Source organism: Dankookia rubra (assembly GCF_004355005.1).
GTDB classification, from domain to species: domain Bacteria; phylum Pseudomonadota; class Alphaproteobacteria; order Acetobacterales; family Acetobacteraceae; genus Paracraurococcus; species Paracraurococcus ruber_A.
In genome coordinates this window covers 1-23,067 of sequence record NZ_SMSJ01000081.1, presented here as the reverse complement: position 1 = coordinate 23,067, position 23,067 = coordinate 1, and the positions used below count along the sequence as shown (strand labels likewise).

Genomic DNA, 23,067 nt, shown 5'->3' with positions numbered 1-23,067 from the left:
TGTCGCCAAGGCGGCCTGACCATGGCCGCACCGAGCTACGTATTCACCATCGCCCGCGTTGCCGAGATGCTCGGCGAGGATGAGGAATGGCTGAGCGAGCTCGCCGAGCAGCTCGAGCCCGAGGACGGCTGCCTCTGGATCCGCGACGTCGACGACCGCGTCACGCTCGGGTTCACTGCTCGCGACATCGAAAGCCTCAAGGATCTCAGCCTCGATCAGAAGCGGTGAGCGTCGCCAAAACCCCAGCCCGCAACAACCGCGGCCTTGGCCGGATGGGTACCGGCAACCTGCGGCCCGCAGCGAGGATCGTGAGATCGGGATTCTCGACGTAGACCTCCGGCGTCCCGCTCTGGCGGTACTCGATGCGCACGGCATACTGCCGACTAAGTAGCGTCGGCATCACGGGCCACCGCCAGCTTAGCGCGCCGACGCCCAAGCGTCCCTCACCGGCAGAAACGGGATTGCCTCGCAGTCCGAGATACTGCTGAGGAACGGTGAGAGAGCGACGCCGATCGAAGCGCATCGTGGCTCAGGGCGCTCCGAAGAAGGTGTTGGTGCGCACGGGGGTCACGCGCGCGACCGGCGCTGTCGACGTAAGTCCAATCCGTGGCGCGAGGCCGAGACTGCCGCCGAAGCGAGCGGCCGTCACGCCCGCCACCATGTTGTTCATCACCTCGGCGGAGTGAGCCTGCCCGAACGCCTTCGCCAGCACGTCACTCAGCCCGTCAAGCCCCCTCGCCTCCATGAGGTTCCTGAGCGCCTGCTCCGCAGCGGCGTGCCACTCGAAGAAGGCGGTCGCCAGGGCCGGGTTCGCATTCCAACGCTCCGCGAAGTTCTCCCCCACGGTCGTCTCGTTGGGGATCAGCCACTGAACCCGGCCGGCCACGATTTCGCGCTGGATAAAGCGCGGCATGTGCTCGACGACGGTGCACAACACATCCAGCTCGCTATCGAACACCATGCTGCGCACGCTATACTCATAGCTCCAGGACGCCAGCGTCGTGATGATCACCGAGATCGGCGCCACAGACGCATCGCCGCCATCGAAAAAGACGTCTCGATGTCGCTTCAGGATCTGGACGATGCGGCACAGAATGCCCTTGAAGCGGGGCTGCTCGGGGAAGGGTTCGATGTTGGCATCGGCTCGGGTCCCGTCCTGAACGAAGCTCTTCAGCAGGCGCATCTGCGGGACCAGCTCTGCCCGCGCCTTGAAGGCGTCCCGATAGCCCTTGGGGTTGGTCGCCTTCCAGGAGCGCAGCAGCTTGTCTGGGACGAGTTCACCGCCTTTCGGGCAGGCGGTATTGGGGACCGACGATGTGATGTCCAAATGGAAGTCGCCTGCATAGTTCAGGCGCCAGCACCGCGGCTTCTCCACGAGAATGGCTGCGTATCGCTGGCTGGCCCTCAGCCGTTCGCCGACCAGATGCTTGCACTGCGCCGGCGTCGCCCAGCGGCCGAGGCCTGGAATATGGCAGACAAGGTCGACGTCGTGCTCGTTCTGGCCGATCGGCTTGATCGTGGTGCCGAGGGCGGTCGACCCCTGCAGATAGATGCTGCTCCAGCGGAGCCACTGGTCGTCAGCGGCGGCCAGCCACCGACCGACCGCCTCGTAGCTTGTCTGGGCGCGCTCCAGCTGCGTCGCGGTCGGCTCCAGCCTCTGGCAGTGCTGCTCGAGGAGAGAGAAGAGCTGCGCCTTCCGCAGCAGAGTCTGCCGTTCAATAAACATTCTAGGCTCCCAGCGCGGCTTCCGGTGCTCCGAGCCGCTCCGCGCCGCGGCTTGGTGAAGTCTCCTTTATTGAAACCGTTTAACGGCACTTAAAAGACATCATGCGATGCGGCTGTAGACATACTCCGTGCCGCCCGTGTCGGCGGTGCTTTCTTCGCGGAGCAGGAAACCCTGCTCCCAAAGCTGCTTGAACTTCATACTGGCATTGGCGATGGATAGCCCTGGCCGCTCGGCAACGAATTCCGCAGCCCGGGTGCGCGGCCGCTGAAGGGCGAACTCGAGCGCTTCCCGCGTGCCCTGGCTGGGCTGAGCCCCCAGCACCTCTGCCTTCCCCCGCGTCCAAACCGTCAGGGGCTGCTCCTTCCTGGTGGCCGCGGCATCACAGTTCTCTTTCACGTCCCGGTCGGTAAGATCGACCAGACAAAATCCCTTCACACGTCGGAATCGCCGGGCCAATTCGACGAGTGTCTCCGACGTGAACGAGATATCGGCGCGCTCCACACCGCGCATCGAAATCTGGAAGACGACGCAAGCGGGAACTGCCTCGACCTGTTCCAGCAACCGCTGGAAGACCAAACGCCCCTGCTCGCGGCCCCAGCCCTGCCCGTCCTCCATGTGGTCGCGCAATACGATCAAACAGCCGCTCCCGTTCACCGGTTTCATTTAAGCAGACTGGGGGCAATCGTCAAGCATGGAGCCGAAAGGTGAAGGCGATGTGGGTGCCCCAAAGAAGGGGAAGGCCGTCGGAGCAATAGGCGGTGTTCGGGGCATAGGTGCCCCTGGCCGGCACCAATCGGACCCGCTGAGAGGGCAGCCGGACATCAAGGTCCGCCTGGAATTTCATGGCCTTTGCGGCGCTTCCCTTGAGGCCGTCGCCGCGGTCGGCGCCGTGGCGGGAGATTCCCTGGCGGAAGATCTCCACCAGCAGATCGAGGTCAGAGAGCGCCGCCAGATAAGGGCTGCTTGCCAGGAGGGCCGGCCGAAGCGTCTCCATGATTCCGAGGCCGCTGTCCGAGACAGCGACCATCAGCCGATCGCCTCGCGGGTACATCTGCAGGGCAGCGAGCCCGTCCAGCGGCGTTTGGCTATGGGAGAAGACGTTGTCGATGAGTTCGGCAAAGATTGTCCAGGCTGCGCCCTTCAGCTCTTCGATATCAGCTCGCGCCGCGCAGCCGCGGCCAATCGCATCCGCAAGGCGGCCGGGAAGCTGATGGTCGCGATGGTCCTTGTTGATCCGAGCGATCTCGACGAGGCCGGCATTGCTTCCGCGATATATCGCCGCGCCGGATTGCGCCGGCCGCGCCGGCATGACCTCGACCTCCCGTGCCAAATGGTCGAAGAAGCCCATCCGATTGAGGTAGCCCATCGTCCCGGCCTCACCCTCATCGAAGATCAGCCGCACGCGGCGGGTGGTGAAGGCGAGTTGGTTGGCCAGGGAGAGGATACGGATCGCCGCATCAATCATGACCTTGCTGCCGACCGGGAAGTGGAACTCCACCTCATAGATTCCCGGCCCGTGGGGCGCGCTGGCAGCTTGGATGGCGCGCTCCATAGCGGCGGCATCGACCCACACAGCAGAAAGCCTGATTGCGCAAAGCACCGTAGACACAACCCCCTCGACCGATGTCGACACCCCCCGGTCGGCCGGTGCATCAATCGCGCGGATGAGATGTGGAGGCGGTTGCCCAATTGTAAGGATATTTGGCGCACAGCCGGGGTTCAGTCGGCAATCCCGGCCCCGATGTGCCACCCCGCCCTGACGGGCCTTTAGGAGGCGCCCAAAAATTAGCGATACATGCTCCGCAACGGTGGCCACGGTCGGCGCGGGACAGTGGATCGTGTCGAGGTGCGGGGCCGTGACGCGCAACAACCTGGAGCGAGAGATGGCTCCCCCGCGCATGACCACCGAGGCAGCAAAGCCTCGCAATCCGGCATAACTGCTGCGCGGCACTGTCCTGGAGCAGCCGGGCCCTCCGCACATAGCGGCGCATAGAGGCCAAGTCGCGGTGGCGGGTGTGTTGCATGATTTGTTTGTCGCGTAGGCCAGCCTGGTAGGCGTGCGTGACAAATCCGGTGCGCAGGCTGTGCGGCGTGATGCCCTCGATCCCCTGCAGCCCCGCCAGCCCGGCACGGCGGCGCCGGATGAGCAGCACGCCTCCCGCGCCGAGGCGGCGCGGCTCGACGGTATCCCGCCGGGTCACCCAATGATACACGGGCCCGTATTCCGTCTGAAATCAAGCGAGCTCGGAAGGATTTTGCTGGAGCCATTCGCGTCGCGGCAGAGCCTCATGGCTTATAACATGAAGGTACTTCCTATGAGCGATGAGAGCGGGACCACTCAGCAACAGGGTTCAACGCACCAGGAAAATCAAGCTGCAGAAGCAGAGAAGGCTGATCCCAACTGCGGTGCTTTCAACAAGGGCCAGGATGCGTTGCTCGCCGCCCAGCAGGACTGCGTTCGAAACGTAGTAGCAGCACTCGGTGGTGCATCTCGCTTGGCACGGCAGCTAAGCAAGGAATTTGCTGATCCAATTGGAGAAAGTGGTATTCGAGCCTGGGTCGCACAGGGAACTGTACCGCTCCGACGCGGCCACCAATTGGCTAAAATCGGGCAGCAGAAGAACCTCGTCATTGACCTTGCTACACTTGAAGTTCATTTCGACCCGGTCGGTGGGAATGTAAGCACCTCCCCTGATCTTGGGAAGGCAGCTTTTCTCAGTCTCGATCAGGTAGCTGCACGCTGGGGAGTTCTGCGAGATCGTGTGGAAGATCTCGTAAAACTTGGCCACCTACGAGTCCACGACCTCACAGGAACAGAGCGTGTGGCTTACAGTGACCTCGCCGATTTCGAATATCGTGCGCGCCGTTCTGAAATTTCTGATCGCTCATGACGACGACGGCGAACAACTAGCCTCTACCAACATCGTTGGTGTCGCAGCGCTGAAAATATGGTTCGATAATCCGCCCTTATCGAACATAGAGGGTGTGGCTTTTGTCAGGATCGGGGGTGATGGATCTATGCTTGGTAGCATGTCCAGGGACGGTCTGTGATGATGTCAGGGGGTCGCTATCCCGCCCCCCGCACGTAATCAAAATCCCCTTCCGGGCACGCTATTCCAGCCTTGGATCCATCACCGCGGATTTGCAATAAGAGATGCCCAGCGCGTTCCGCGCACCGCCTTGAGGAGAAAATGGGCTCGGGGTGGACCGACGGGGGATCGCTCCAACATATCGGGCGGCGGACGCGTGGAGGCCGGTAGTGGGTAGGTGGCATCCGACCCCGGATAAGAGATCGGTCCGCGCCGCGTTCAGGGACCACCGAAGGTCGCAACCGGCTTGTCCGGTCAGCACGTGGGCCAGCCTCTGTCTTCCGTCCCGCGGCGCCGCGCCCGCCACCTCGGGAGGTGGCGATGGAAGCACTCATCGAACGCGCCGCCGGGCTCGACGTGCACCAGGGCTCGGTGGTGGCCTGCGTCATCCTCGGCGCGGCAGGGCGCCGGCCGACCAAGGAGGTGCGCAGCTTCGGCACCATGCGCCAGGACCTCGCGGCCTTGCGCGCGTGGCTGCTCGAGAAAGGGGTCACCCACGTCGGCATGGAGGGGACCGGCGTCTACTGGCAGCCCGTCCACGCCGCCCTGGAGGGTGCCTTCACCCTGATCGTCGGCAATGCCTCGCACATGTGCAATGTGCCCGGGCGCAAGACTGATGTGAAGGACGCGGAGTGGATCGCCGACCTGGTCCGGCACGGGCTGGTGCGTGCCAGCTTTGTGCCGCCGCCGGAGGTCCGGGTGCTGCGCGAACTGGTGCGCCACCGTAAGGCGCTGGTCGGCACCATGGCGGCGGAGCGCAACCGCACGCTCAAGCTGCTGGAGAGCGCCGGCATCAAGCTCGCGGGCGTGATGAGCAGCGTGTTCGGGGTCTCCGGCATGCTGATGCTGCGCGCCCTGGCCGAGGGCACCGCCGCGCCCGCGGCCATGGCCGACCTCGCCAAGCGGCGCCTTCGGCACAAGCTCGACCGGCTCACCCTCGCCCTCGACGGGCACCTCGCCGAACACCAACGTTTCCTGCTCAGCTTGCACATCCGCCGCCTCGAAGAGCTCGGGCGCGACCTCGCCGAGGTCGAGGCGGCGATCGGCGCCGCCATGCGCCCCTTCGCCGCCCAGCAGGCCTTGCTGCTGACCATCCCCGGCGTGGACGCGCTGACGGCGGCCGCGATCATCGCCGAGATCGGGGTGGACATGGCCGCCTTCGGCACCGCCCAGCGCCTGGCCGCCTGGGCCGGGCTCTGCCCGGCCAACCATGAGAGCGCGGGCAAACAGAAACGGCGCGGCACCCGCAAGGGCAACCCATACCTCAAGGCCACCCTGGTCACCGCCGCGGTATGCGGCGCCAGGACCAAGGGCAGCTACCTGCGCGACAAGTTCCAACGGCTGCGGGCACGCATGGGTGCCAAGAAGGCCGCCGTGGCGGTCGCTCACAAGATCCTGGTCGCTGCTTTCGACATGCTGCAGCGCGCCGTTGCCTTCGCCGATCTCGGTGCCGACTACCTCGACCGCGTCGACAAGTACCGCACCGCCAAGCGCCTCGTCCGCCGTCTCGACGCACTCGGCTACGACGTCATGCTCCGGGCCAAGGCCGCAGCCTGAGCCCCGCCACATGCCTCATAAACACCCCGGGCCCGGCCCACCGTGTGTATTTTCGGGCCAGCCAAATCGATAGCGCTCCGGTCAGTCATTGCCTTGCCTCACGCAACCATCGGTGGTTGGCCGACCTGTCGCCGGCGGGTTCCTTGCTTTACCGAGGAACCTGCCTGGCCATGGGGCATTACGGAGCGCAGTGCGCGTTTCCGGACCACAGCGGCTTATGGGGCCGTGCTCGAGACAGAGGAGCCCGGTCATGCCCAGCAACGCCACTGACAGTATCTCCCCTGCTGCCGTCTCCACCCCTGCGGCGGCAGCCCATCCCGCCGGCGCGGCCCTGCTGCTTGGCGCACTCGGCGTGGTGTTCGGCGACATCGGCACCAGCCCAATCTACGCCTTTCGCGAGACGCTGCGGGCCGCGGGCGCAGAAGGCGACGCGGTCGCGGCATCGTCGCAGACCGTCTTCGGTGTGCTCTCGCTGGTCTTCTGGGCCGTCACGCTGGTCGTGGCACTGAAGTATGTCGTGCTCGTCATGCGCGCCGACAATCAAGGCGAGGGCGGGACGATGGCGCTGCTGTCGCTCGCTGTGCCGGCCGCCGCGGAGCGGCTGCGCATCCCGGTACTGATGATCGGTCTCGCCGGGGCGTCGCTGTTCTTCGGGGACGCCATGATCACGCCAGCCATCTCGGTGCTCTCGGCGGTCGAGGGGCTGGCCGTGGCCACACCCATTTTCGAGCCCTACATCGTGCCGATCGCGGCCGTGGTGCTGGTCGGCCTCTTCGCCATTCAGAGCCATGGCAGCGCCCAGATGGGACGGCTGTTCGGGCCCGTGACGGCGGCGTGGTTTGCCATGCTCGCACTGTCCGGCCTGGTGCATGTGCTGGCACGGCCCGAGGTCCTGACCGCGCTCGACCCACGTCATGCATTCACATTTCTCGCCCACCATCCGGGGCACGGCGCTCTGGCGGTGCTCGGGTCGGCGTTTCTGGCCCTGACCGGCGGCGAGGCGCTTTATGCCGATATGGGCCATTTTGGCCGCCGTGCGATCCGCATCGACTGGTTCGCCTTCGTCATGCCGGCGCTGGTGCTGAACTATCTTGGCCAAGCCGCCCTGGTGCTGGAGGACCCGGCTGCGGCTGCCAATCCTTTCTTCGGGCTCTTCCCCGGGCCTCTACTCTACCCGGCGGTGGCGCTGGCCACAGCGGCGACAGTAATCGCCAGCCAGGCAGTGATCTCCGGCGCGTTTGCCCTGGTGCAGCAGGCGATCCAACTCGGCGTCGTGCCTCGGCTCGAAGTCCGCCAGACCTCGCAAGAAACGGCGGGGCAGGTCTACCTGCCGCACATCAACTGGCTGCTCGCTGCTGCGGTGCTGGTCCTGGTGCTGGGCTTCCGCAGCTCGGAGGCACTGGCCAATGCCTACGGCATCGCCGTGGCCGGCGATATGATGGTGACGACGCTGCTGATGGCCGTGGTGGCGCATGGTCACTGGCGCCTGTCCTGGCCGCTGGTCGCAGCAGTCGCCGGGCCCTTCCTGGTACTCGACCTCCTCTTCGTCGCGGGCAACGTGCACAAGATCCCGGCCGGGGGCTGGTTCCCTCTGCTGGTCGGCGCTGTGGCGCTGAGCATGATGCTGATCTGGCGCCGAGGGCGCACGGTCCTGCTGGCCCGGCGGGACGAAGGTGCGCCAACGCTCATGGCCTTTCTCTCCAGCCTTGACGCGCCAGGCGCTCCGCTGCGGGTCCCTGGCACAGCGGTCTACCTGACTGGACAGCGGGAGGTTGTGCCGGCGGCGCTGGCGCTGAACCTGCGGCATAACGGGGTGCTGCACGAGCGCGTGGTGCTGCTGCATGTCATGGCGGAACGCGTACCGCGCATTCTGGAAGCCGAGCGTGTGACGATGGAGGCACTGCCGGGCGGCTTCCGCCATGTCACCTTGCGCTTCGGCTTCGCCGAGAAGCCGGATGTACCCACGGCGCTGCGCCTGCACCGCGATGTGGTCGGCTTTGCCCCGGAGGACGCCTCCTTCTTCCTCGGCAATGAGACCCCCGTGCCGGCCATACGCCCGGAACTGCCGCCCTGGCAGGAGCAGATCTTCGCCTTCATGACCCGCAACGCCGTGCGGGCGCCAGACTACTTCCTGATCCCGCCACAGCGCGTGGTCGAACTCGGCACGCGGGTCGAGCTGTGAGTACGGGCCGGCATGGGGTAGGTGGGTCTCTGTGGTCCCTCCCGGCGATTGTGCGAGACGCTGCAGGCCTTGGCCTAACGACTCTTTCGGTCAGCGCCATGCTGTCCACGCTGGTGCCGGCGGGACAACCACCCATCAGTCACGCCGTCGCCACAGGTGCTGCGCTGCTGGTCTGGTGCTATTGCGACGGCATGGTTGGCCGCCAGAGCTGGGGCCTTGCGGCGCTCGAAGCGTTGCTTCGGTTGCGGCTCGCCCTGACCTGGGTCGAATTTCTGTTCAGTGCCTAAATCGCGTCCAGGTTAGAAATTTCAGTTCCCGCTTTTCGGACCAGAAAGAGATGACTAAGCGGTGCCTTCTTGTCGCTAGTAGCCAGACCACAGGTCCCACTGGACGCGGGTTAGGTGGCGCGTTTCGTCATGCTGAGCCGGCGGTCACCCTCAGCCAGCAGCCACCATGGCTCGGCGGCTCAGCGCCGAAACCGGGCTCAAAAATCGATGCCGAGGATTACCTTACCAGCCCAGCGGTCGCTGGATGGGTCAGCCCATGGCCGAGGCCGAGATGCAGTGCGAAGCGCTCCGACAGTTTGAAGTCGGTGGTTACGAACATCTGGTGCGCCTGGCCGCGCGGCGCCTCTGGCCGGTCGAAGCGGCCAAAATCCATGTAGTGCTCGATGCCGAGCCAGACCGCCTCCGCCACCTGACGCACCCCACGCACGGCCGGGGCGAAGATTGCGCTGCCATGGTCGAGCGGGAATTCGACCGCCGGGTTCAGGATCAGCTGCCAGGGCCCGTGCCGCAGATCGATGATCGGCCGCAAGGTCATCGCCCAATCGGCTTCGGAGAAGCGGGCTGACTGATAGCGTAGCTCGACGTCTACTCCATAGGCAAAGGGCCGCTCGGCAGCGCCGGGGGTGATGAAGGTATTGCGGACCTTGAAGCCGCCGCCAAAGGTATCGCCGGAGAACTCTCGTGCGACCGGCAGGAACACCGCCACCTCGTGCCACGGCGTGGTGGGCAGGCCGATCTCGGATGAGAACAGCAGCCCGTTGCGCGGCGCCCCCTCGCCCAGCCTGCCGCGCCGGCCTACATTCAAATGCAGGTTCAGGTCCACCGCGCCGGGCCCGCCGATCCGGCCATCAAAGATCTGGAATTCGTCAAATCCGGCGGCACCGGCGGGCATGGCCTGGGCGACGAGCATCAGGGCTGACGCAAGGATAGCAAGGCGGCGCATGTGGGTTCCTCCGGTCCCGCAATGTCACACCGGGCGGGCAGGTCTGCAACTTGGCCAGGACCGGGCCGTGCAGCATACGCTCCAGCGCCTGCACACACCGCCTGGGCGCCGGCCATGCCATCCATGACGCAATCACTAAAAGAGAGGAGAACCTTCACGGTGCCGTCCGCGGCAATCGGGCCATAGTTCAGGAGGCTCGCCCAGGGTGCCGCGACTGAAGCAATGGCAACGCGCTGCGATCCCAGCACCGAGACGCCGAAGCTGTCGTACCAGTTCAGTACGTGCTGCCCGATGTTGACTTTTGGCCAGAAAGCGACGGCGAACATAGGGCGACTTGGCGCCTTGCGAGCTCATTCTGGTTGCTTCCCTGACCGGAATCGACCTGCCACGATTACCTCCAGTTGAGCGATGCGATTGCGCCTGGCCGGCCATTCGCTTTACCGCCCGCCGTAGCGGTAGGACACTGCCCAGCAACCACGTGCATTCCCGGCAGAGCGCGGTTGCCTTGCTGCCGCCTCGGCGGTGATGCGCCTGTCTCGCTGCCCCAAATGCCGCCTGAGGACCCCATGACAGATGTCGGCCAAGCTGACGACGGCGACGGCACACCAGATAAGGACCGCCTTATTGAGGAGCTGCGCGAGGCAGTTCGGGCGCGAGACGAGTTCGTCTCGATCGCGGCGCACGAATTGCGCAACCCGATGACGCCCATTCTCATGCAGGTCCACAACCTGGTCACAGCGGCAAAGGATCCCCGCCGTTGTCGCCCGGAGGTTCTGGCTCCACGCCTCGAGCTCCTCGAATACGCGGTACGGGATTTCGTGCGGCGCTCGACCACCCTGCTCGACGTATCCCGTATTGCCGCGGGAAATATTCGGATCGAACCTTCGGAAGTTGACCTTTCTCGCGTTGTGCGGGAGGTGGTGGACCGCGCCGAGCCAGCGGCCCGCATGGCACGGTCCCGTGTGGATCCCGACCTGCAGGAGGGCATCGTTGGTATGTGGGACCGACTTGCTGTCGAGCAGGTGGTCGAAAATCTGCTTTCGAATGCTCTAAAGTTCGGCGCCGGTCGGCCAGTCACCCTGACGCTGCGTGCCGACAGCCGGGTCGCGCAGCTGACTGTCCGGGACCAAGGCATCGGCATCTCCGAAGAGGATCGAGCCCGGATTTTCCAGCGCTTCGAGCGGGCCGTTGCCCGCCGTGAGCACGGTGGGTTCGGCGTCGGTCTATGGCTGGTCAATCAGCTGGTCGTAGCCATGGGTGGCGCGATCAGCATCGAGAGTGCTCCAGGCAAAGGAGCGACCTTTGTCGTCACCTTGCCCTTGGAAGCGGAGGGGACAGGCGCATGAGCGAGGAGCAAACGATCGAGCGGGTGCCGAGCGGGGTTCCCGGCCTTGATCTGATCCTGCGCGGCGGCTTCCCAATGGGGGGCATCCACATTCTCCAGGGGCCACCTGGCACAGGCAAGACCATCCTGGCCAATCAGATTTGCTATCACCATGCCGTCTCGGGCGGCCGGGCACTCTACGTTACCCTCCTGTCTGAGACCCACGCCCGGATGCTGCTGCACCTCGGCACCATGCGCTTCTTTGACGCCTCGCGCCTGTCAGAGCAGGTCTCCTACATCAGCGGCTTCGGCGTTCTCGAGGGCGAGGGGCTGGCAGGGCTGGTGACGCTTGTCCGACGTGAGATCGTGGCGCAACAGGCGACCATCATGATCCTGGACGGGCTGGTGGCCGCGGAAGACCGCGCGGTGTCGGCTACCGAGTTCAAGATGTTCATCCAGGAGCTACAGACGCAGGCGGGGCTGCATGGCTGCACGGTCTTTCTGCTCGCCACCGCGAAGGGACAGGCCATGTCCCCCGAGCACACCATGGTCGACGGTGTCGTCGAGCTGACCGATGTGCGGCACGAGTCTCGTACCGAGCGGGGGGTCTTCGTCAACAAACTCCGTGGCAGCGACTACCTGCCCGGCCGGCATGCATTCCGCATTACCCCCAAGGGCCTGGTGGTCTACCCGCGCATTGAGGCGGCGTTCCGCGTGACCACACGTCCGGACGAGGTCCGGGCCGGCCGGCTGTCGACCGGTGTAGTGGGACTGGACACGATGCTCGGAGGCGGTGGCCTCCCGGAAGCGACGGTCACCGGCATGCTTGGCCCTTCGGGTGTTGGCAAGACCACGATGGGCCTGCAGTTCATGGCCCAATCGAATGCGACTGAGCCGGGCCTCCTTTTTGGCTTCTACGAAACACCGCCCCGCTTGTTGCACAAGGCGGCCAGACTCGGATTGAACCTCGGGGAGAAGGTCGATCGGGGTGAGGTCGAGATCCTCTGGCAGCCGCAGAGCGAGAATGTCCAGGACGCGCTCGCGCACCGTCTGCTGGACGCCATCGCCTGTCGTGGCGTCAAGCGGCTGTTTCTCGATGGACTCGGCGGCTTCATCGAAGCCTCGATCGAACCCGGGCGTATCAGCCGCTTCTTCGCCGTCTTCGCCAATGAGCTCCGGGCGCGCGGGGTGACGACACTCTACACCATGGAAACCAGAGATCTGTTCGGCCCCGGCCTTGAGATGCCCGTCACTGGCATGTCGTCGCTGCTGGAGAACCTCATCGCGCTACGCTACGTGGAGTACCGCTCGCGCTCCCGCCGGCTCCTTTCCGTCCTGAAGGTCCGCGACAGCGACTTCGATGCCAACCTGCGAGAGTTCGTCATCACCGACCAAGGTATCGTGCTCGAAGGCAACTTCGAGGGTGCGGAGGAGGTTCTGAGTGGGTTCGCCCGCGACCGCACCAGCAGCCGGCCGACAACGCCGGAGGAGACATGACAACGGTCCTGGTGGTCGACGATGAGGCGCTTATCGCCATGGCGCTCGAAGCGGCCCTGCAGGACGCGGGCTACCAGGTGACGACAGCCGCCAACGGCCGGCAGGGTCTGGAGCGGCTGGCTGAGGCACAGGTAGACATCGTGCTGCTCGACATGATGATGCCGGTGATGAACGGGCCTGCAATGCTCAGGGCCATGGCCGCCGACCTGGAGCTCAGCGGTATTCCAGTCATCATCCTGAGCTCCCTGCCCGAGGCCACGGTTCGGGCTCAGGCCGACGGCGTTGCTGCGATTCTGCGCAAACCCTACACCGCCGGCGAAGTCCTAAGGGCGATTGGACAGGTTCTCGGCGAGGCTGACCAACCTGGGATCTGACCTCCCTAAAGCTAAGCCACAGCACCGAGCCGACCGGTCAATCGGCGCATCCTGGTGCGGTTCGACTGGGCAATGCAAGTCACCAGCTCACCCGCGTGGTGTTCCGCGGCAAGGCCGGCGCTGAGGGTTTAGCTGATGAGGGCCATTTCAAGTGCGTCCCTTCCGGCTCTGATGCGCCATAGTCATTCTGCGGCGTCGCGCGGAATCGCTTGCAAGCCCAGGACATGAGCCGGTGCAGTCAATCGACCTGACCATTTGCGACCAGGAGCCGATCCACATCCCGGGCGCCATCCAGCCGCACGGCGTCCTGCTTGTCATTGACCCCGTGTCGGAGAAAATTCTGCAGGTCGCCGGAGACACGGACGGTCTGCTGGGCCTTGAAAGCCCCCCTTTGGGTCGGCAAGTCGGCGATCTGCTGGTTGCTCGTTTCGAAGCTCTGGCGCGATCGGCAGGTATCACTGCGGGCAATGAGCCGGCCTACCTCGGCTCGGTCAGGCTGGCCGCGCGCAGTGGCGAAATCGATGTGGTCGCCCACGACCGGGACGGCGTTGTCCTCCTGGAACTTGAGCTCACCCCTGAAGTCCGCCCTTCGGCTGCCCGCCTCCTCGCCGTGGTGCGTGCGGTCGCCGCTTCCCTGGAAGCCGCGCCCGACTTGCCTCGCGCCTGTCAAGCCGCGGCGCGCGAGATCCGCAGCCTGATCGGCTTCGACCGGGTCATGGTCTACCGCTTTCTGGAGGACGGCTCGGGGTGCGTGCTCGCCGAGGACAAGGCCGCCGAGTTGTCGCCATTCCTCAACCACCATTACCCCGCCTCCGACATCCCAAGGCAAGCGCGCGAACTCTACCTGCGCAATCCCATCCGGGTGATCCCCGACGTGAACTACGTGCCTGCTCCTCTGATGCCCCAGCTTTGCTCCAGCACCGGTCGGCCACTCGATATGAGCGACTGCGCCCTGCGCAGCGTGTCACCGGTTCACCTCCAGTACCTGCGGAACATGGGTGTCTCGGCGTCAATGTCGGTCTCCATCGTGCGCGACGGGGTACTTTGGGGGCTTGTCGCCTGCCACCACACGGCGCCCAGGCTGGTACCCTACGAACTGCGTGAGGCATGCAGGCATGTCGGCCAGATCCTGTCGCAGCAGATCGCCGCGCGGGAAGAGGCCGAAGCCCACATCCAGGCTCGGCGTCTGGCAGAGGTGCGGGATGAGTTGCTGCTGGTCCTTGCTCGCACGGATAACGTCGAGGACGCGCTGGCCGAGCACGCAGCAGACCTGCGCACTGTCTTGCCGTCCGATGGCATGGCGATCTGCCGCCGCGGCGAGGTCATTGCCAGCTTTGGGCACCGCCCGTCCGATACGGAAATCGCGGACCTGGCCTGCTGGCTGCTGCGCGAGGGCGCCCCAGAGCTGTATTCAACCGACCGGCTGTCCGAGCGGCACGCCCCCGCCTCGTCCTACCGGGCACAGGCGAGCGGACTGCTTGCCGCCGTGATATCGCGCGAGGAGCCGCTGGTGCTGCTGTGGTTCCGGGCGGAGCGGCTTGAGGTGATCAACTGGGCCGGCAATCCGCACAAGCCCGCCGAGCCCGGGACTATACCCGGGGTTCTGACGCCACGGGCGTCATTTGCCGTTTGGCGCGAAGCCGTACACGGCCGCTCGCGGCCCTGGACGGCGGCTGAGCTCGACGCGGCACGGCGGTTCCGGCGTGCAGTTTTCGATCTCGGGCGGCAGCAGAGGCTGGAGGAGCTCAACAGGCGGCTCCGGCAGACTCTCTCGGACAAGGAGGAGCTGATCGTCCAAAAGGACCTCCTGATGGGTGAGGTCCACCACCGGGTCCAGAACAGCTTGCAGCTCGTCAATTCGATGCTTGGACTGCAGGAGAGAGAGGTGGCGGACCCCGTTCTGGCGGCACATTTCGCCGAGGCTCGACGCCGGCTGCTCGCGGTCTCCGCCGTCCACCGCCGTCTCTGGCGATCGGACCATGTGCAGAGTGTCAGCTTCGACACCTACCTCCGCGAGCTCCGGGACGGGCTCGTCGAGGGGTGGGGGCCGAGCTGGGATAGGAACATTGGGATCCGTGCAGCGCCCGTGCTTGTGCCGACCGACACGGCCGTCGTGCTGGCCCTGGTCGTCACGGAGCTCCTCACCAACGCCGTCAAGCACGCCTATCGCGGCGCGTCAGGCCCAATCGACGTGACAGTCGGCAGGGGATCGAGCGGAAGCATTCGGATCACCGTCGCCGACCAAGGGACGGGCATGCTGCAGGAGGAGCGGCCCGGAGGCTTCGGGTGGCGGTTGACGCGCACCCTGGTTGCACAGGTTAAGGGGGAGATTGCGTTTCAAGACAACAAGCCAGGAACCAGGGTCGTCCTGACGGTGCCGCTGCCCGCCCACTTCGAAAGTCATCCAGAAGCCGAGGGCCACCGACCACTGGCCTCGTGACGCTCCAGCAGCTTGGCGGCCTTGGGGTAGCGAGCAGGCACGCGCTGTTCCGCCCCGAGTTTAGTAGTCCCGCCGGGCAGGACCAGAATGCTGGCGAACCGGAAGCGGCTCTGTGATGCGTCGCGTCATGTTTCCGACTGTCTCGACCTACCAAGAGTTCATAAGTTGAAAGCGGCCTTCGACAGCAAGCGCGGCGCTCCTGGCCCCGGGCCGGCATTTAAGGCAAGGCCACGGCACGTCGGCGAGCCGATCGCCGCGGAGACCGCGGGCTAGGGGAAGAAGGCTCGGTACACGGGGGCGCAAGGCGTCGCGGTGACACGCCCGGTAGCAGCGGGCGAGTAGCGGGGCGAACGCCACCGCGGCGGCCTCGCCGAGTAGGCGGTCATCGAACATGCGCCAGGCGCAGTGGCGCAGCACCTGCCGCCAGCCGCGCACCGGGATGCACGCCGGGGTGGCCGCCCCTCGCCCCTCGCCCCTCGCCCGCCAGCGCCCGAGCGTTGGTTGCAGAGACATGCGAGCAGGCTGGCACCACATCTGGAGCGAAACCAGCTGCGGCGGCTCGCCGAGACGGTCCCCGCCTCCGCGGGCGAGGTCTGGAAGTGTGACCCCGCGCCGGGGAACCCCTGGCTCGCGCATGGCTTCCCCGGGGGTTCTGCAGCTTTCGCATCCATTGAAAGAGGTAGGCCCATGGCCACCGCCCCCACGCAGCCCACGCCTGCCGTCAGCACCGCAGCGGCATCCGCGCTCGTCTCGGACGACCAGCGCACCTACCTCTTCAACCGAGCCTCCTGGGGCGCCATCATCGCCGGGGTGGTCGCCGCCCTGGTCGCCCAGCTACTCATCAACCTGCTCGGCATCGGTGTCGGCCTGTCGGCCGTGAACGTGGCCAACACTGCCGACAACCCGGACGCGAGCACCTTCTCCATCGGCGCGGGCATCTGGTGGACACTGTCCGGCATCATCGCCTCCTTCTTCGGTGGCGTGGTCGCCGGGCGGCTCTGCGGGGCAGCCCAGCCCAACACCGCGCGCTGGCATGGCTTGGTCACCTGGTGCGCGACGACGTTGGTAATCTTCTACCTGCTCACCACCGTGCTCGGCAGCATCGTCGGCGGCACCTTCAGCGCCCTTGGCAGCACGCTTAGCGGGGTGGGCCGCACCGCGGCTTCCGCGGCGACCGGTGTCGCGCAAGCCACCGACGCGGGCGGGCTGGAAGCGCAGGTGCGGTCCCTGGTGAACCCCTCGGACACGCAAAGTGTGCAGAACAACATCATTGCCTACGTCCGGGCCAGCGCAGGCGGCGACCAGCGCGCTACCAATGAAGCGCGGGACCGCGCGGTGGACAGCCTTGCACGGGTGGCCAACATCAGCCCGGACGAGGCGCGGACCCGGCTCGGCCAAGTCGAGCAGCAGTACCGGCAGACGATGGACCGGGCCAAGCAGCAGGCCACCCAGGCTGCCGAGGTGGCGCGCAAGGGTGCCTCCCGCGCTGGTCTCTTCGGCTTCGTCGCTCTCGTGCTCGGCGCGATCGCGGCGTGGTTCGGCGGCGGCATCGGCACGCCGCACCCCGAGACGGCGCGGGCCGGAACAAGGCGCGCCTTCTGAGGCGAGCGCCGCCCTACCCGGCCATCTTGGTTGCCCTTACCTGGGCCGTGTAGGCTGATGTCTCGAGCCGCGGTTGGCATGGCGATCCAAGCATCACAAGCTGCCGCATACAGCATCTCGAGACGTTTCAAATCCTGAAGGAACGAGCCTTTATCCGTTCCCACGCTTGCTGGACGTTATGTCCAGCATCGACCTCAAAACCGACTTCGTGAGCGAGCCAGACAGGCAAAAACGCCAGCCTCAATCGGCCCAGCGTCTGCTGCAGCACCTCCGGCGGCACGTCGTCGCCTGCTGCTTGGCAGCGAATAACAGCCGCGTCTTTACCGAAGAAACCTGGCAGTGTCTCTTCGACTTCCCGAATGGCAGATGCAAGCCTGCGCACCTCAGCCCGCAACCCCTGCCGAGCGAGCACAGCGTCTGAGGATGTCACGTCGCCAACCCCACACCCGCCCGTGAATGGAACATCACCTCGGGCGAACCGACGCGAAACAAGTGCACTGTTCAGTCCGGAAGTGCATTTAGCTTTGGAGCCTTTCTGAGCCACCAACAGTAAGACCAACCGGCAACCGGCCACTCCTGGAAGCATCAGGGATGCGGCATTCTCGGCGCGGAGATAACGTGTGGCCCGCCACTAATGTCAGCGAAGCGGACAACAAGATCAGGCGACCCTCTGAGCTGCACCCGGTTTCCCTGGACACCCATTCGTCCGAGGAGAGACCGGAACGATGATGTCCAGCATGAAGAAGCTCGATCATCCTCTAGCCGTTGATGAGCCGGTGGGCAGCGAGGGCGGGCGCAGCCCGTCCGCGCTGTCCACGGGCTAGGCTACGCCCGGCCTGGCCACGTCGCCGCCCGCTGCGCCGGGGCCGAAAGTCGGGCCTCTGGCACCCGGCCAGCGCTGGAGCGTTGCGCGCAAGCGCGAGGTCGTCCTGCGCCTGCTGCGGGGCGAGAGCGCCGAACTGCTCTCGCGCGAGCTCGGCCTGCCGATGTTCAAGCTCGAGCAGTGGCGGCAGAAGGCTGAGGCCGCCGTCGATGGCGCGCTCAAGGAACGCGAGGCCGACACCGCCGCCACCGAACTCGCCGCGACCATGCAGCGCATCGGCGAGCTCAGCATGGAGGTCGAGCTGCTCCGCGCCAAGATGGAGTGCTCCACCCCTTTGGCCCGGCGGAGGTCGCGCTGATGGCCAAGGCGACTTCACCCACCAGCGGCCAGACCTATGGCATCCGGCGCGTCTGTCAGGTCTGGGGCGTGCCTCGCTCCAGCTTCTACGCCGCCCAGACGCCGACATCGGCCAGCGCCAGCCCGGCGCCACTGCCGGCGCGCCGCGGACCGAAACCCGCCGTCACGGACGCGGCCCCGCTTGCTGCCATCCGGCACGACCTCGACCGCTCCCCCTGGACAGGCGAGGGCCACCGGAAGGTCTGGGCCCGCCTGCGCGTGCGCGACGGCATCCGCGTCTCCGCCAAGCGCGTCCTGCGCCTGATGCGCGAGCACACCCTGCTCTCGCCCCACCGCCCGCGCCGCAAGTCGAACGACGCGCATCAGCGCCAGATCATCACCGCGGCGCCGAACATCATGTGGGCGACCGACGCCACCCAGGTCACCACCGTCCAGGACGGCAAGGTCTGGATCTTCGGTGTCGCGGAGCATTGGAACGCAGAGCTCCTGGGCTGGCACGTGACGAAGCCCGGCACCCGCTTCGAGGCGACCCAGGCGCTCGGCATGGCGGTCCGCCAGCAGTTCGGCCACCTCTCTGCTGACGCCGCCCGCGGCCTCGCGCTCCGCCACGACCACGGAAGCAACTTCATGGCCGACCATTTCCAGAAGCAGGCCAGGTTCTGGGGCATCTCGCCGAGCTACGCCTTCGTCGGCGAGCCCGAGACGAATGGTGTCATCGAGAGGCTCTTCCGAACCCTGAAAGAGCAGGCCATCCACGGCCGCATCTTCCAGACCATCGACGAGGTCCGCGACGCCGTCCGCGCCTTCACCGCCTGCTACAACGCCGAGTGGCTGGTCGAGAAGAACGGCTACCGCAGCCCGCTCGATGCACGCGCCGCTTGGCTCGACACGCCCCTCAGGCGCGCCGCATAGTCCAACCAGATGTCCAGGAAGCCGGGTGCGGTACAATCAGGCGATCCTCGCCTCGAGCTGGACGAAGCAAGGCTGTCACGCACCAGACGGCGCGCGTTCCTCGGTCACAGCATGCCTTGCCGGCGGAGTGCGGCCAAACTGCCGGCGACGAAGGCCAAACTGCCGGCGACGAAGGCCAACAGAAGCAGGAACCATTTGGTCCGGGCGGGTAGGGACGAACCGTTGGAGACAACAGCGACTAGGGCAAGGGCCAGTCCAAGCACCATCTCTGCTGCTATCGTCACGGCGCGCGTTGTTCCAGCTCGCTCAGCCCATCCACCGTCGCCAGAATGGCTCAGGCTCCAGCATCGGGTTGGTAGCTTCGACGGCCCCGCGTGCGCTGAGCAGGCGGTCCTCCTGGATCATGCGCAGCGCACTTGAGCGCCCGATCGCCACCGCAGCCCGGGCCCAAGGCGGCGCGGTGACCAACCAGTCCGGCAGATCCGCCCCGGCTTGTGCCAGACGGATACCATGGTCAAAGCAGGCAACTGTCAGGCGCTCGTCATAAGGCAGGACGCGCCGCCCCGACAGAGTCAGCCGCAAAGTCACCTCGGCGACGTCGTTGCCGTCGTTGGACGTCCTGTTGGCCATCCTGGCTGTGTGACACACCTCGGCTGCTACTTTCTGAATAGCTAAGCGCTCCGACCACCAGCACAGAAGCGAAGCACAAGCAGCATCAAGCCAGACGCGGTGGCACCCGATGCGACGAGGGCCTTCACTACGTGTGCGCCAAGTGAGCTCCGCTGCCTTCCCTCGGACCTGGCCCGCACGGACAGTACCTCATCCGGCTGACTTGGCGCGTGGCTGGTGGCAACCGACGATTGAGGTGCTGCGGGAGGAACGTCGCAGGGCAGCCTCTCTTGAGCGTGTTCAGGCGACGCGTCGGGCCACAGCGCTGTGAGGGACGTCTTCTAAGTAGCGGCGGCTGTGTTGCGGCAGTGGACACGCGCTCTCCGCCAGGGGAGAGCGCCAATCGGACGCGCGACCGAACGGGCCTTGAGCCATCCTCCGGTGCCACTCGGCCCGGGCGTGTTGGAGACGCCACGAGCTTCGCGGCGAGTGGGGTCCGAGGGGAGGGTTGCAGTCCCCCAAGGTAGAGCCTAATTGGTGCAGCGCAGCAAGACGGCGTCTCCGCCGCCTTGCCTGCTTTCTTGGACGTTTCCTCCCTAAACTCGGCGGCGCTCGCCCAGCGGGCGTCGCCTTCTTTTTGCCAGCGGGAGGCAGACGCAACCTATGCCGTCCCGGTGGGCAGCGCCAGCCACTTTCCTCGGCAACGCGGTTTCTAGCACCAGCTTGTAGAAATGGGCTTTCTTCGAGCGTCCCGCACTGAGGATGTGACGCGGAATAAGTGCGTCAGGATAGATGCAGATTGGGCGACATGGTGCAGTTCCACTCGCCATGAAACGCGTCACGCTCGATGGCGAGCGCCGCCATCTCGGCATCCGTGACCTTGATAGCCCAGCACGCGGGCGATCTGACGCTGGCTGCGGCTCACCCAGCGCAACGCCGTCTCCGGATCACCTCACCCAGCGCAACGCCGTCTCCGGATCACCTCACCCAGCGCAACGCCGTCTCCGGATCACCGCGGATGGCATCCTCGATCAGCGTCTCCAGAGCGAGGTCGATCACTCCGCCGAATACGCTAGCAGCCACCGTCAGTCCCTTCCGGCCCTTAGCCACTGAGCCGACATTACAAGCGATTAGTTATTCCGCGTCAGATCCTAACGGTGGGTCCTTTGGAAAGAGACACTGTTTTGGTATCGAATTCTGCATTTTGATGTACAGACCCGCTCGCACCGTTACACTCTGCCGCGATGATGCGAGGAGCGATGAGCAGCCCTGATACACCCGTGTCCGCGGCTGAACGCCCCCTCAGACTTCTCCTAGCTGCGGTGGTTCTGGTGCCGGCCCTGGTCTTCGCCGGCGCCGCGCTCGTGTCCTACCAACAGCACTTCGCGGAAGCCTGGGCGCGGCTCTCCCGTGGTGTCGACATCCTTTACGAGCAGTCGGCCAAGGTCTTTGAAACCCTTGATCTCGTCGCGGGACGCGTCGACGACATTTTGGCCGACCTTCCGAACGAGGAGATTTGGGCCCGCGAAGGCGAGTTCCACAACCGGACGAAGGCAATTGCCGCGTCGCTCGAGCAGGTGCAATTTGTTCTCGTTGTCAACGAGCAGGGTCACCCCCTCGTCTTCAGCGCTCTTTTTCCAACCGACCGTAGCACAGACTATAGTGGTCGGGATTACTTTGAGGCCCTTAAAGACAGCACCGCCTCCTCTGAGCAGACCTTCGTCAGCGCAGTCCTGCAAGGTCGCCTTCGAGCGAACAACACAACCTTTCTCATTGCAAAGCGCCGGGGTGGGCAGTTCCAGGAGACGTCAGAGGCCGTAGCCCAGCCAGAGTCATTCCGTGGCCTGATCGCAATCTCAACCAAGCCCACGTACTTCATCGAGCAATTCCGGCAAATCGCCGGGCACGACCTCGACACCGTGACCCTGCTGCGGGCCGATGGTGCCGTACTCGCCCGCTATCCCGGTGCGGTGGACGTAGCGGCGCGCCTGTCCTCCACCAGCACCTTCATGATCTCGATTGCCCAGAACCCACAGCAAGGCGCCTACGAGACTGTATCGGGGGTCGACAACATCCGGCGCCTCTACGTCTACCGGCGCCTGCCTCACCACCCGGTCTACGTGACAGCCGGAATTGACCGGGCGACCGTGCTTGCTGAGTGGCGCGGGAGCCTGGCGCGCTACCTGCTGTTTGGCCTACCCGCGACGGGGGCTCTCGTCTTGCTTGCCCTGACGGCACTTCGCCGTACGCGGGGCGAAGCGGTCGCGGTCAGGCAACTCGCCGAACGCACGCGCGAACTCGATCGCGTCTGGCGGACCAGTCGCGACCTGTTCGCCGTCGGCAGCCTCGATGGCGTGCTGCGCTCAGCCAATCCGGCTTGGAGCAAGACGCTTGGCTTTCCGTTGGACGAGATTGCCGGCCAAACCTTCGATACTTTCGTCCATCTGGACGAAATTCCAACCGTCAAGCGAGCGATCGAGCATCTCGCGTCGGGCAAGGTCGTCCGAGACTTAGACGTGCGTCTACGCGCTAAAAGCGGCTCGGAATACTGGTTCAGTTGGACCTGGGTGCCCGAAGGCGACACATTCTACGCTTCAGGGCGCGATATCACGGACAGGCGGCAGCTCTCGGATCAGCTGCGTCAAGCTCAAAAGATGGAAGCTGTGGGCCAGCTCACGGGCGGCATCGCGCATGACTTTAACAACATGCTTGGCGTGGTTATCGGCTCGCTCGACCTGCTCGGCCGCCGCCTTGGAACCACCGATGCCCGGGCCCGGCGTTACATCGACGCGGCCACCGAAGGTGCCCGGCGGGCCGCAGTCCTGACGCAAAGGCTTCTCGCCTTCTCGCGGCAACAGCCGCTCCGGCCCGAGCCGATTGACGCTAACAAGCTCGTGGCCGGTATGGCCGATCTTCTACAGCGCTCTCTCGGAGCCGGTATCCGCCTGGAAACCGTGCTTGCAGGTGGATTGTGGCGCACGCATGCCGACCCGAACGGGCTGGAGAACGTCATCCTCAACCTCGCGGTCAATGCTCGCGACGCGATGCCGGAGGGCGGACGCCTGACTATAGAGACGGGGAATGCCCACCTCGACGACCGCTATGCCGCTGCGCATTTCGGAGTGTCACCTGGGCAGTACGTGCTGATCGCGGTGACCGACAGCGGGCCGGGCATGTCCGCTGAGGTTGTTGCTAAGGCCTTCGACCCATTTTTCACCACCAAGGAGGTCGGTAAGAGTCTGAACGCGAAATAAGTCTGGCCCTTCAGGTCGGTTTCGACACGTAGGGCAGTGCGCCGGCTGAGCCTCACCATGTTGGGCCGATGTCTCGCACCAGCCTACACAG

The 23,067-nt window shown here is 65.4% G+C and carries 19 protein-coding genes; 13 read left to right on the top strand and 6 right to left on the bottom strand.

Annotated elements, in window-relative coordinates; translation table 11 throughout:
• Positions 1-228: hypothetical protein (locus E2C06_RS29200; protein WP_206664745.1), on the top strand; the 228-nt coding region annotated here is incomplete at its 5' end.
• Positions 229-529: 301 nt separating this feature from the next.
• Here the strand turns inward: E2C06_RS29200 and E2C06_RS29195 are convergent.
• From E2C06_RS29195 to E2C06_RS29185, 3 genes are all read right to left on the bottom strand, one after another.
• Positions 530-1,726 carry a nucleotidyltransferase domain-containing protein gene (locus E2C06_RS29195; protein WP_133292106.1) on the bottom strand — a complete coding sequence of 399 codons (1,197 nt, stop codon included), beginning with the start codon at positions 1,724-1,726 and terminating at the stop codon, positions 530-532.
• A 99-nt stretch (positions 1,727-1,825) separates the two neighbouring features.
• Positions 1,826-2,362 carry a DNA-binding protein gene (locus E2C06_RS29190; protein ID WP_133292105.1) on the bottom strand — a complete coding sequence of 179 codons (537 nt, stop codon included), beginning with the start codon at positions 2,360-2,362 and terminating at the stop codon, positions 1,826-1,828.
• A 49-nt stretch (positions 2,363-2,411) separates the two neighbouring features.
• Positions 2,412-3,278, bottom strand: coding sequence for a hypothetical protein (locus E2C06_RS29185; RefSeq protein WP_165982737.1), 867 nt, complete (start codon positions 3,276-3,278; stop codon positions 2,412-2,414).
• Between the two features lie 505 nt (positions 3,279-3,783).
• On the opposite strand from E2C06_RS29185, the gene E2C06_RS29175 reads away from it, so the two are divergent.
• The 4 genes from E2C06_RS29175 to E2C06_RS29160 all read left to right on the top strand — a co-directional run bounded on the left by E2C06_RS29175 (position 3,784) and on the right by E2C06_RS29160 (position 8,841).
• Positions 3,784-4,617: a hypothetical protein gene (locus E2C06_RS29175; RefSeq protein WP_165982736.1), complete on the top strand. Its 834-nt coding sequence runs from the start codon at positions 3,784-3,786 to the stop codon at positions 4,615-4,617.
• Positions 4,618-5,136: 519 nt separating this feature from the next.
• Entirely contained in the window at positions 5,137-6,372 is a 1,236-nt protein-coding gene (locus tag E2C06_RS29170) for an IS110 family RNA-guided transposase (RefSeq protein WP_133292101.1), read from the top strand.
• A gap of 250 nt (positions 6,373-6,622) precedes the next feature.
• Positions 6,623-8,554: a potassium transporter Kup gene (locus tag E2C06_RS29165; protein WP_133292100.1), complete on the top strand. Its 1,932-nt coding sequence runs from the start codon at positions 6,623-6,625 to the stop codon at positions 8,552-8,554.
• A 98-nt stretch (positions 8,555-8,652) separates the two neighbouring features.
• Complete coding sequence (locus E2C06_RS29160) at positions 8,653-8,841, top strand: hypothetical protein (RefSeq protein WP_133292099.1); 189 nt, start codon at positions 8,653-8,655, stop codon at positions 8,839-8,841.
• A 217-nt stretch (positions 8,842-9,058) separates the two neighbouring features.
• Here E2C06_RS29160 and E2C06_RS29155 read toward each other — a convergent pair whose 3' ends face one another.
• Complete coding sequence (locus E2C06_RS29155) at positions 9,059-9,784, bottom strand: hypothetical protein (protein ID WP_133292098.1); 726 nt, start codon at positions 9,782-9,784, stop codon at positions 9,059-9,061.
• Positions 9,785-10,350: 566 nt separating this feature from the next.
• Between E2C06_RS29155 and E2C06_RS29150 the strand changes: the two genes are divergently transcribed.
• From E2C06_RS29150 to E2C06_RS29130, 5 genes are all read left to right on the top strand, one after another.
• A complete protein-coding gene (locus E2C06_RS29150; RefSeq protein ID WP_165982735.1) occupies positions 10,351-11,130 on the top strand; it encodes a sensor histidine kinase in 780 nt (259 codons plus the stop codon).
• Complete coding sequence (locus E2C06_RS29145) at positions 11,127-12,605, top strand: ATPase domain-containing protein (RefSeq protein ID WP_133292096.1); 1,479 nt, start codon at positions 11,127-11,129, stop codon at positions 12,603-12,605. The genes E2C06_RS29150 and E2C06_RS29145 overlap by 4 nt, the downstream gene beginning before the upstream one ends.
• A complete protein-coding gene (locus tag E2C06_RS29140; protein ID WP_133292095.1) occupies positions 12,602-12,979 on the top strand; it encodes a response regulator in 378 nt (125 codons plus the stop codon). Before E2C06_RS29145 ends, E2C06_RS29140 begins: the two co-directional genes overlap by 4 nt.
• 232 nt (positions 12,980-13,211) lie before the next feature.
• The gene (locus E2C06_RS29135; protein ID WP_133292094.1) at positions 13,212-15,419 is read left to right on the top strand and encodes a histidine kinase dimerization/phosphoacceptor domain -containing protein; all 2,208 of its coding nucleotides are present in this window, start codon (positions 13,212-13,214) and stop codon (positions 15,417-15,419) included.
• A gap of 687 nt (positions 15,420-16,106) precedes the next feature.
• On the top strand, positions 16,107-17,021 hold the full coding sequence (locus E2C06_RS29130) for a PhnA-like protein (protein ID WP_133292093.1): 915 nt from the start codon (positions 16,107-16,109) through the stop codon (positions 17,019-17,021).
• Between the two features lie 127 nt (positions 17,022-17,148).
• Here the strand turns inward: E2C06_RS29130 and E2C06_RS29125 are convergent, their stop codons facing one another.
• Complete coding sequence (locus E2C06_RS29125; protein WP_133292092.1) at positions 17,149-17,403, bottom strand: hypothetical protein; 255 nt, start codon at positions 17,401-17,403, stop codon at positions 17,149-17,151.
• Between the two features lie 454 nt (positions 17,404-17,857).
• On the opposite strand from E2C06_RS29125, the gene E2C06_RS29120 reads away from it, so the two are divergent.
• Entirely contained in the window at positions 17,858-18,202 is a 345-nt protein-coding gene (locus tag E2C06_RS29120) for a transposase (RefSeq protein ID WP_133292091.1), read from the top strand.
• Positions 18,202-19,113: an IS3 family transposase gene (locus tag E2C06_RS29115; protein WP_133292090.1), complete on the top strand. Its 912-nt coding sequence runs from the start codon at positions 18,202-18,204 to the stop codon at positions 19,111-19,113. Before E2C06_RS29120 ends, E2C06_RS29115 begins: the two co-directional genes overlap by 1 nt.
• Before the next feature lie 306 nt (positions 19,114-19,419).
• On the opposite strand, the gene E2C06_RS29110 is transcribed toward E2C06_RS29115, so the two are convergent.
• A complete protein-coding gene (locus E2C06_RS29110; protein ID WP_133292089.1) occupies positions 19,420-19,743 on the bottom strand; it encodes a hypothetical protein in 324 nt (107 codons plus the stop codon).
• Between the two features lie 1,310 nt (positions 19,744-21,053).
• Between E2C06_RS29110 and E2C06_RS38535 the strand changes: the two genes are divergently transcribed.
• Positions 21,054-22,976, top strand: coding sequence for a PAS domain-containing protein (locus tag E2C06_RS38535; RefSeq protein WP_206664744.1), 1,923 nt, complete (start codon positions 21,054-21,056; stop codon positions 22,974-22,976).
• Positions 22,977-23,067 lie beyond the last annotated feature (91 nt).

Excerpts from the sequence above, each read along its gene's own strand:
- E2C06_RS29140 (WP_133292095.1), top strand. The coding sequence starts at position 12,602 with ATGACAACGGTCCTGGTGGTCGACGATGAGGCGCTTATCGCCATGGCG.
- E2C06_RS29110 (WP_133292089.1), bottom strand. The coding sequence starts at position 19,743 with ATGGCCAACAGGACGTCCAACGACGGCAACGACGTCGCCGAGGTGACT.
- E2C06_RS29195 (WP_133292106.1), bottom strand. The coding sequence starts at position 1,726 with ATGTTTATTGAACGGCAGACTCTGCTGCGGAAGGCGCAGCTCTTCTCT.
- E2C06_RS29165 (WP_133292100.1), top strand. The coding sequence starts at position 6,623 with ATGCCCAGCAACGCCACTGACAGTATCTCCCCTGCTGCCGTCTCCACC.
- E2C06_RS29170 (WP_133292101.1), top strand. The coding sequence starts at position 5,137 with ATGGAAGCACTCATCGAACGCGCCGCCGGGCTCGACGTGCACCAGGGC.
- E2C06_RS29130 (WP_133292093.1), top strand. The coding sequence starts at position 16,107 with ATGGCCACCGCCCCCACGCAGCCCACGCCTGCCGTCAGCACCGCAGCG.
- E2C06_RS29150 (WP_165982735.1), top strand. The coding sequence starts at position 10,351 with ATGACAGATGTCGGCCAAGCTGACGACGGCGACGGCACACCAGATAAG.
- E2C06_RS29155 (WP_133292098.1), bottom strand. The coding sequence starts at position 9,784 with ATGCGCCGCCTTGCTATCCTTGCGTCAGCCCTGATGCTCGTCGCCCAG.
- E2C06_RS29145 (WP_133292096.1), top strand. The coding sequence starts at position 11,127 with ATGAGCGAGGAGCAAACGATCGAGCGGGTGCCGAGCGGGGTTCCCGGC.
- E2C06_RS29160 (WP_133292099.1), top strand. The coding sequence starts at position 8,653 with ATGCTGTCCACGCTGGTGCCGGCGGGACAACCACCCATCAGTCACGCC.
- E2C06_RS29115 (WP_133292090.1), top strand. The coding sequence starts at position 18,202 with ATGGCCAAGGCGACTTCACCCACCAGCGGCCAGACCTATGGCATCCGG.
- E2C06_RS29185 (WP_165982737.1), bottom strand. The coding sequence starts at position 3,278 with ATGGAGCGCGCCATCCAAGCTGCCAGCGCGCCCCACGGGCCGGGAATC.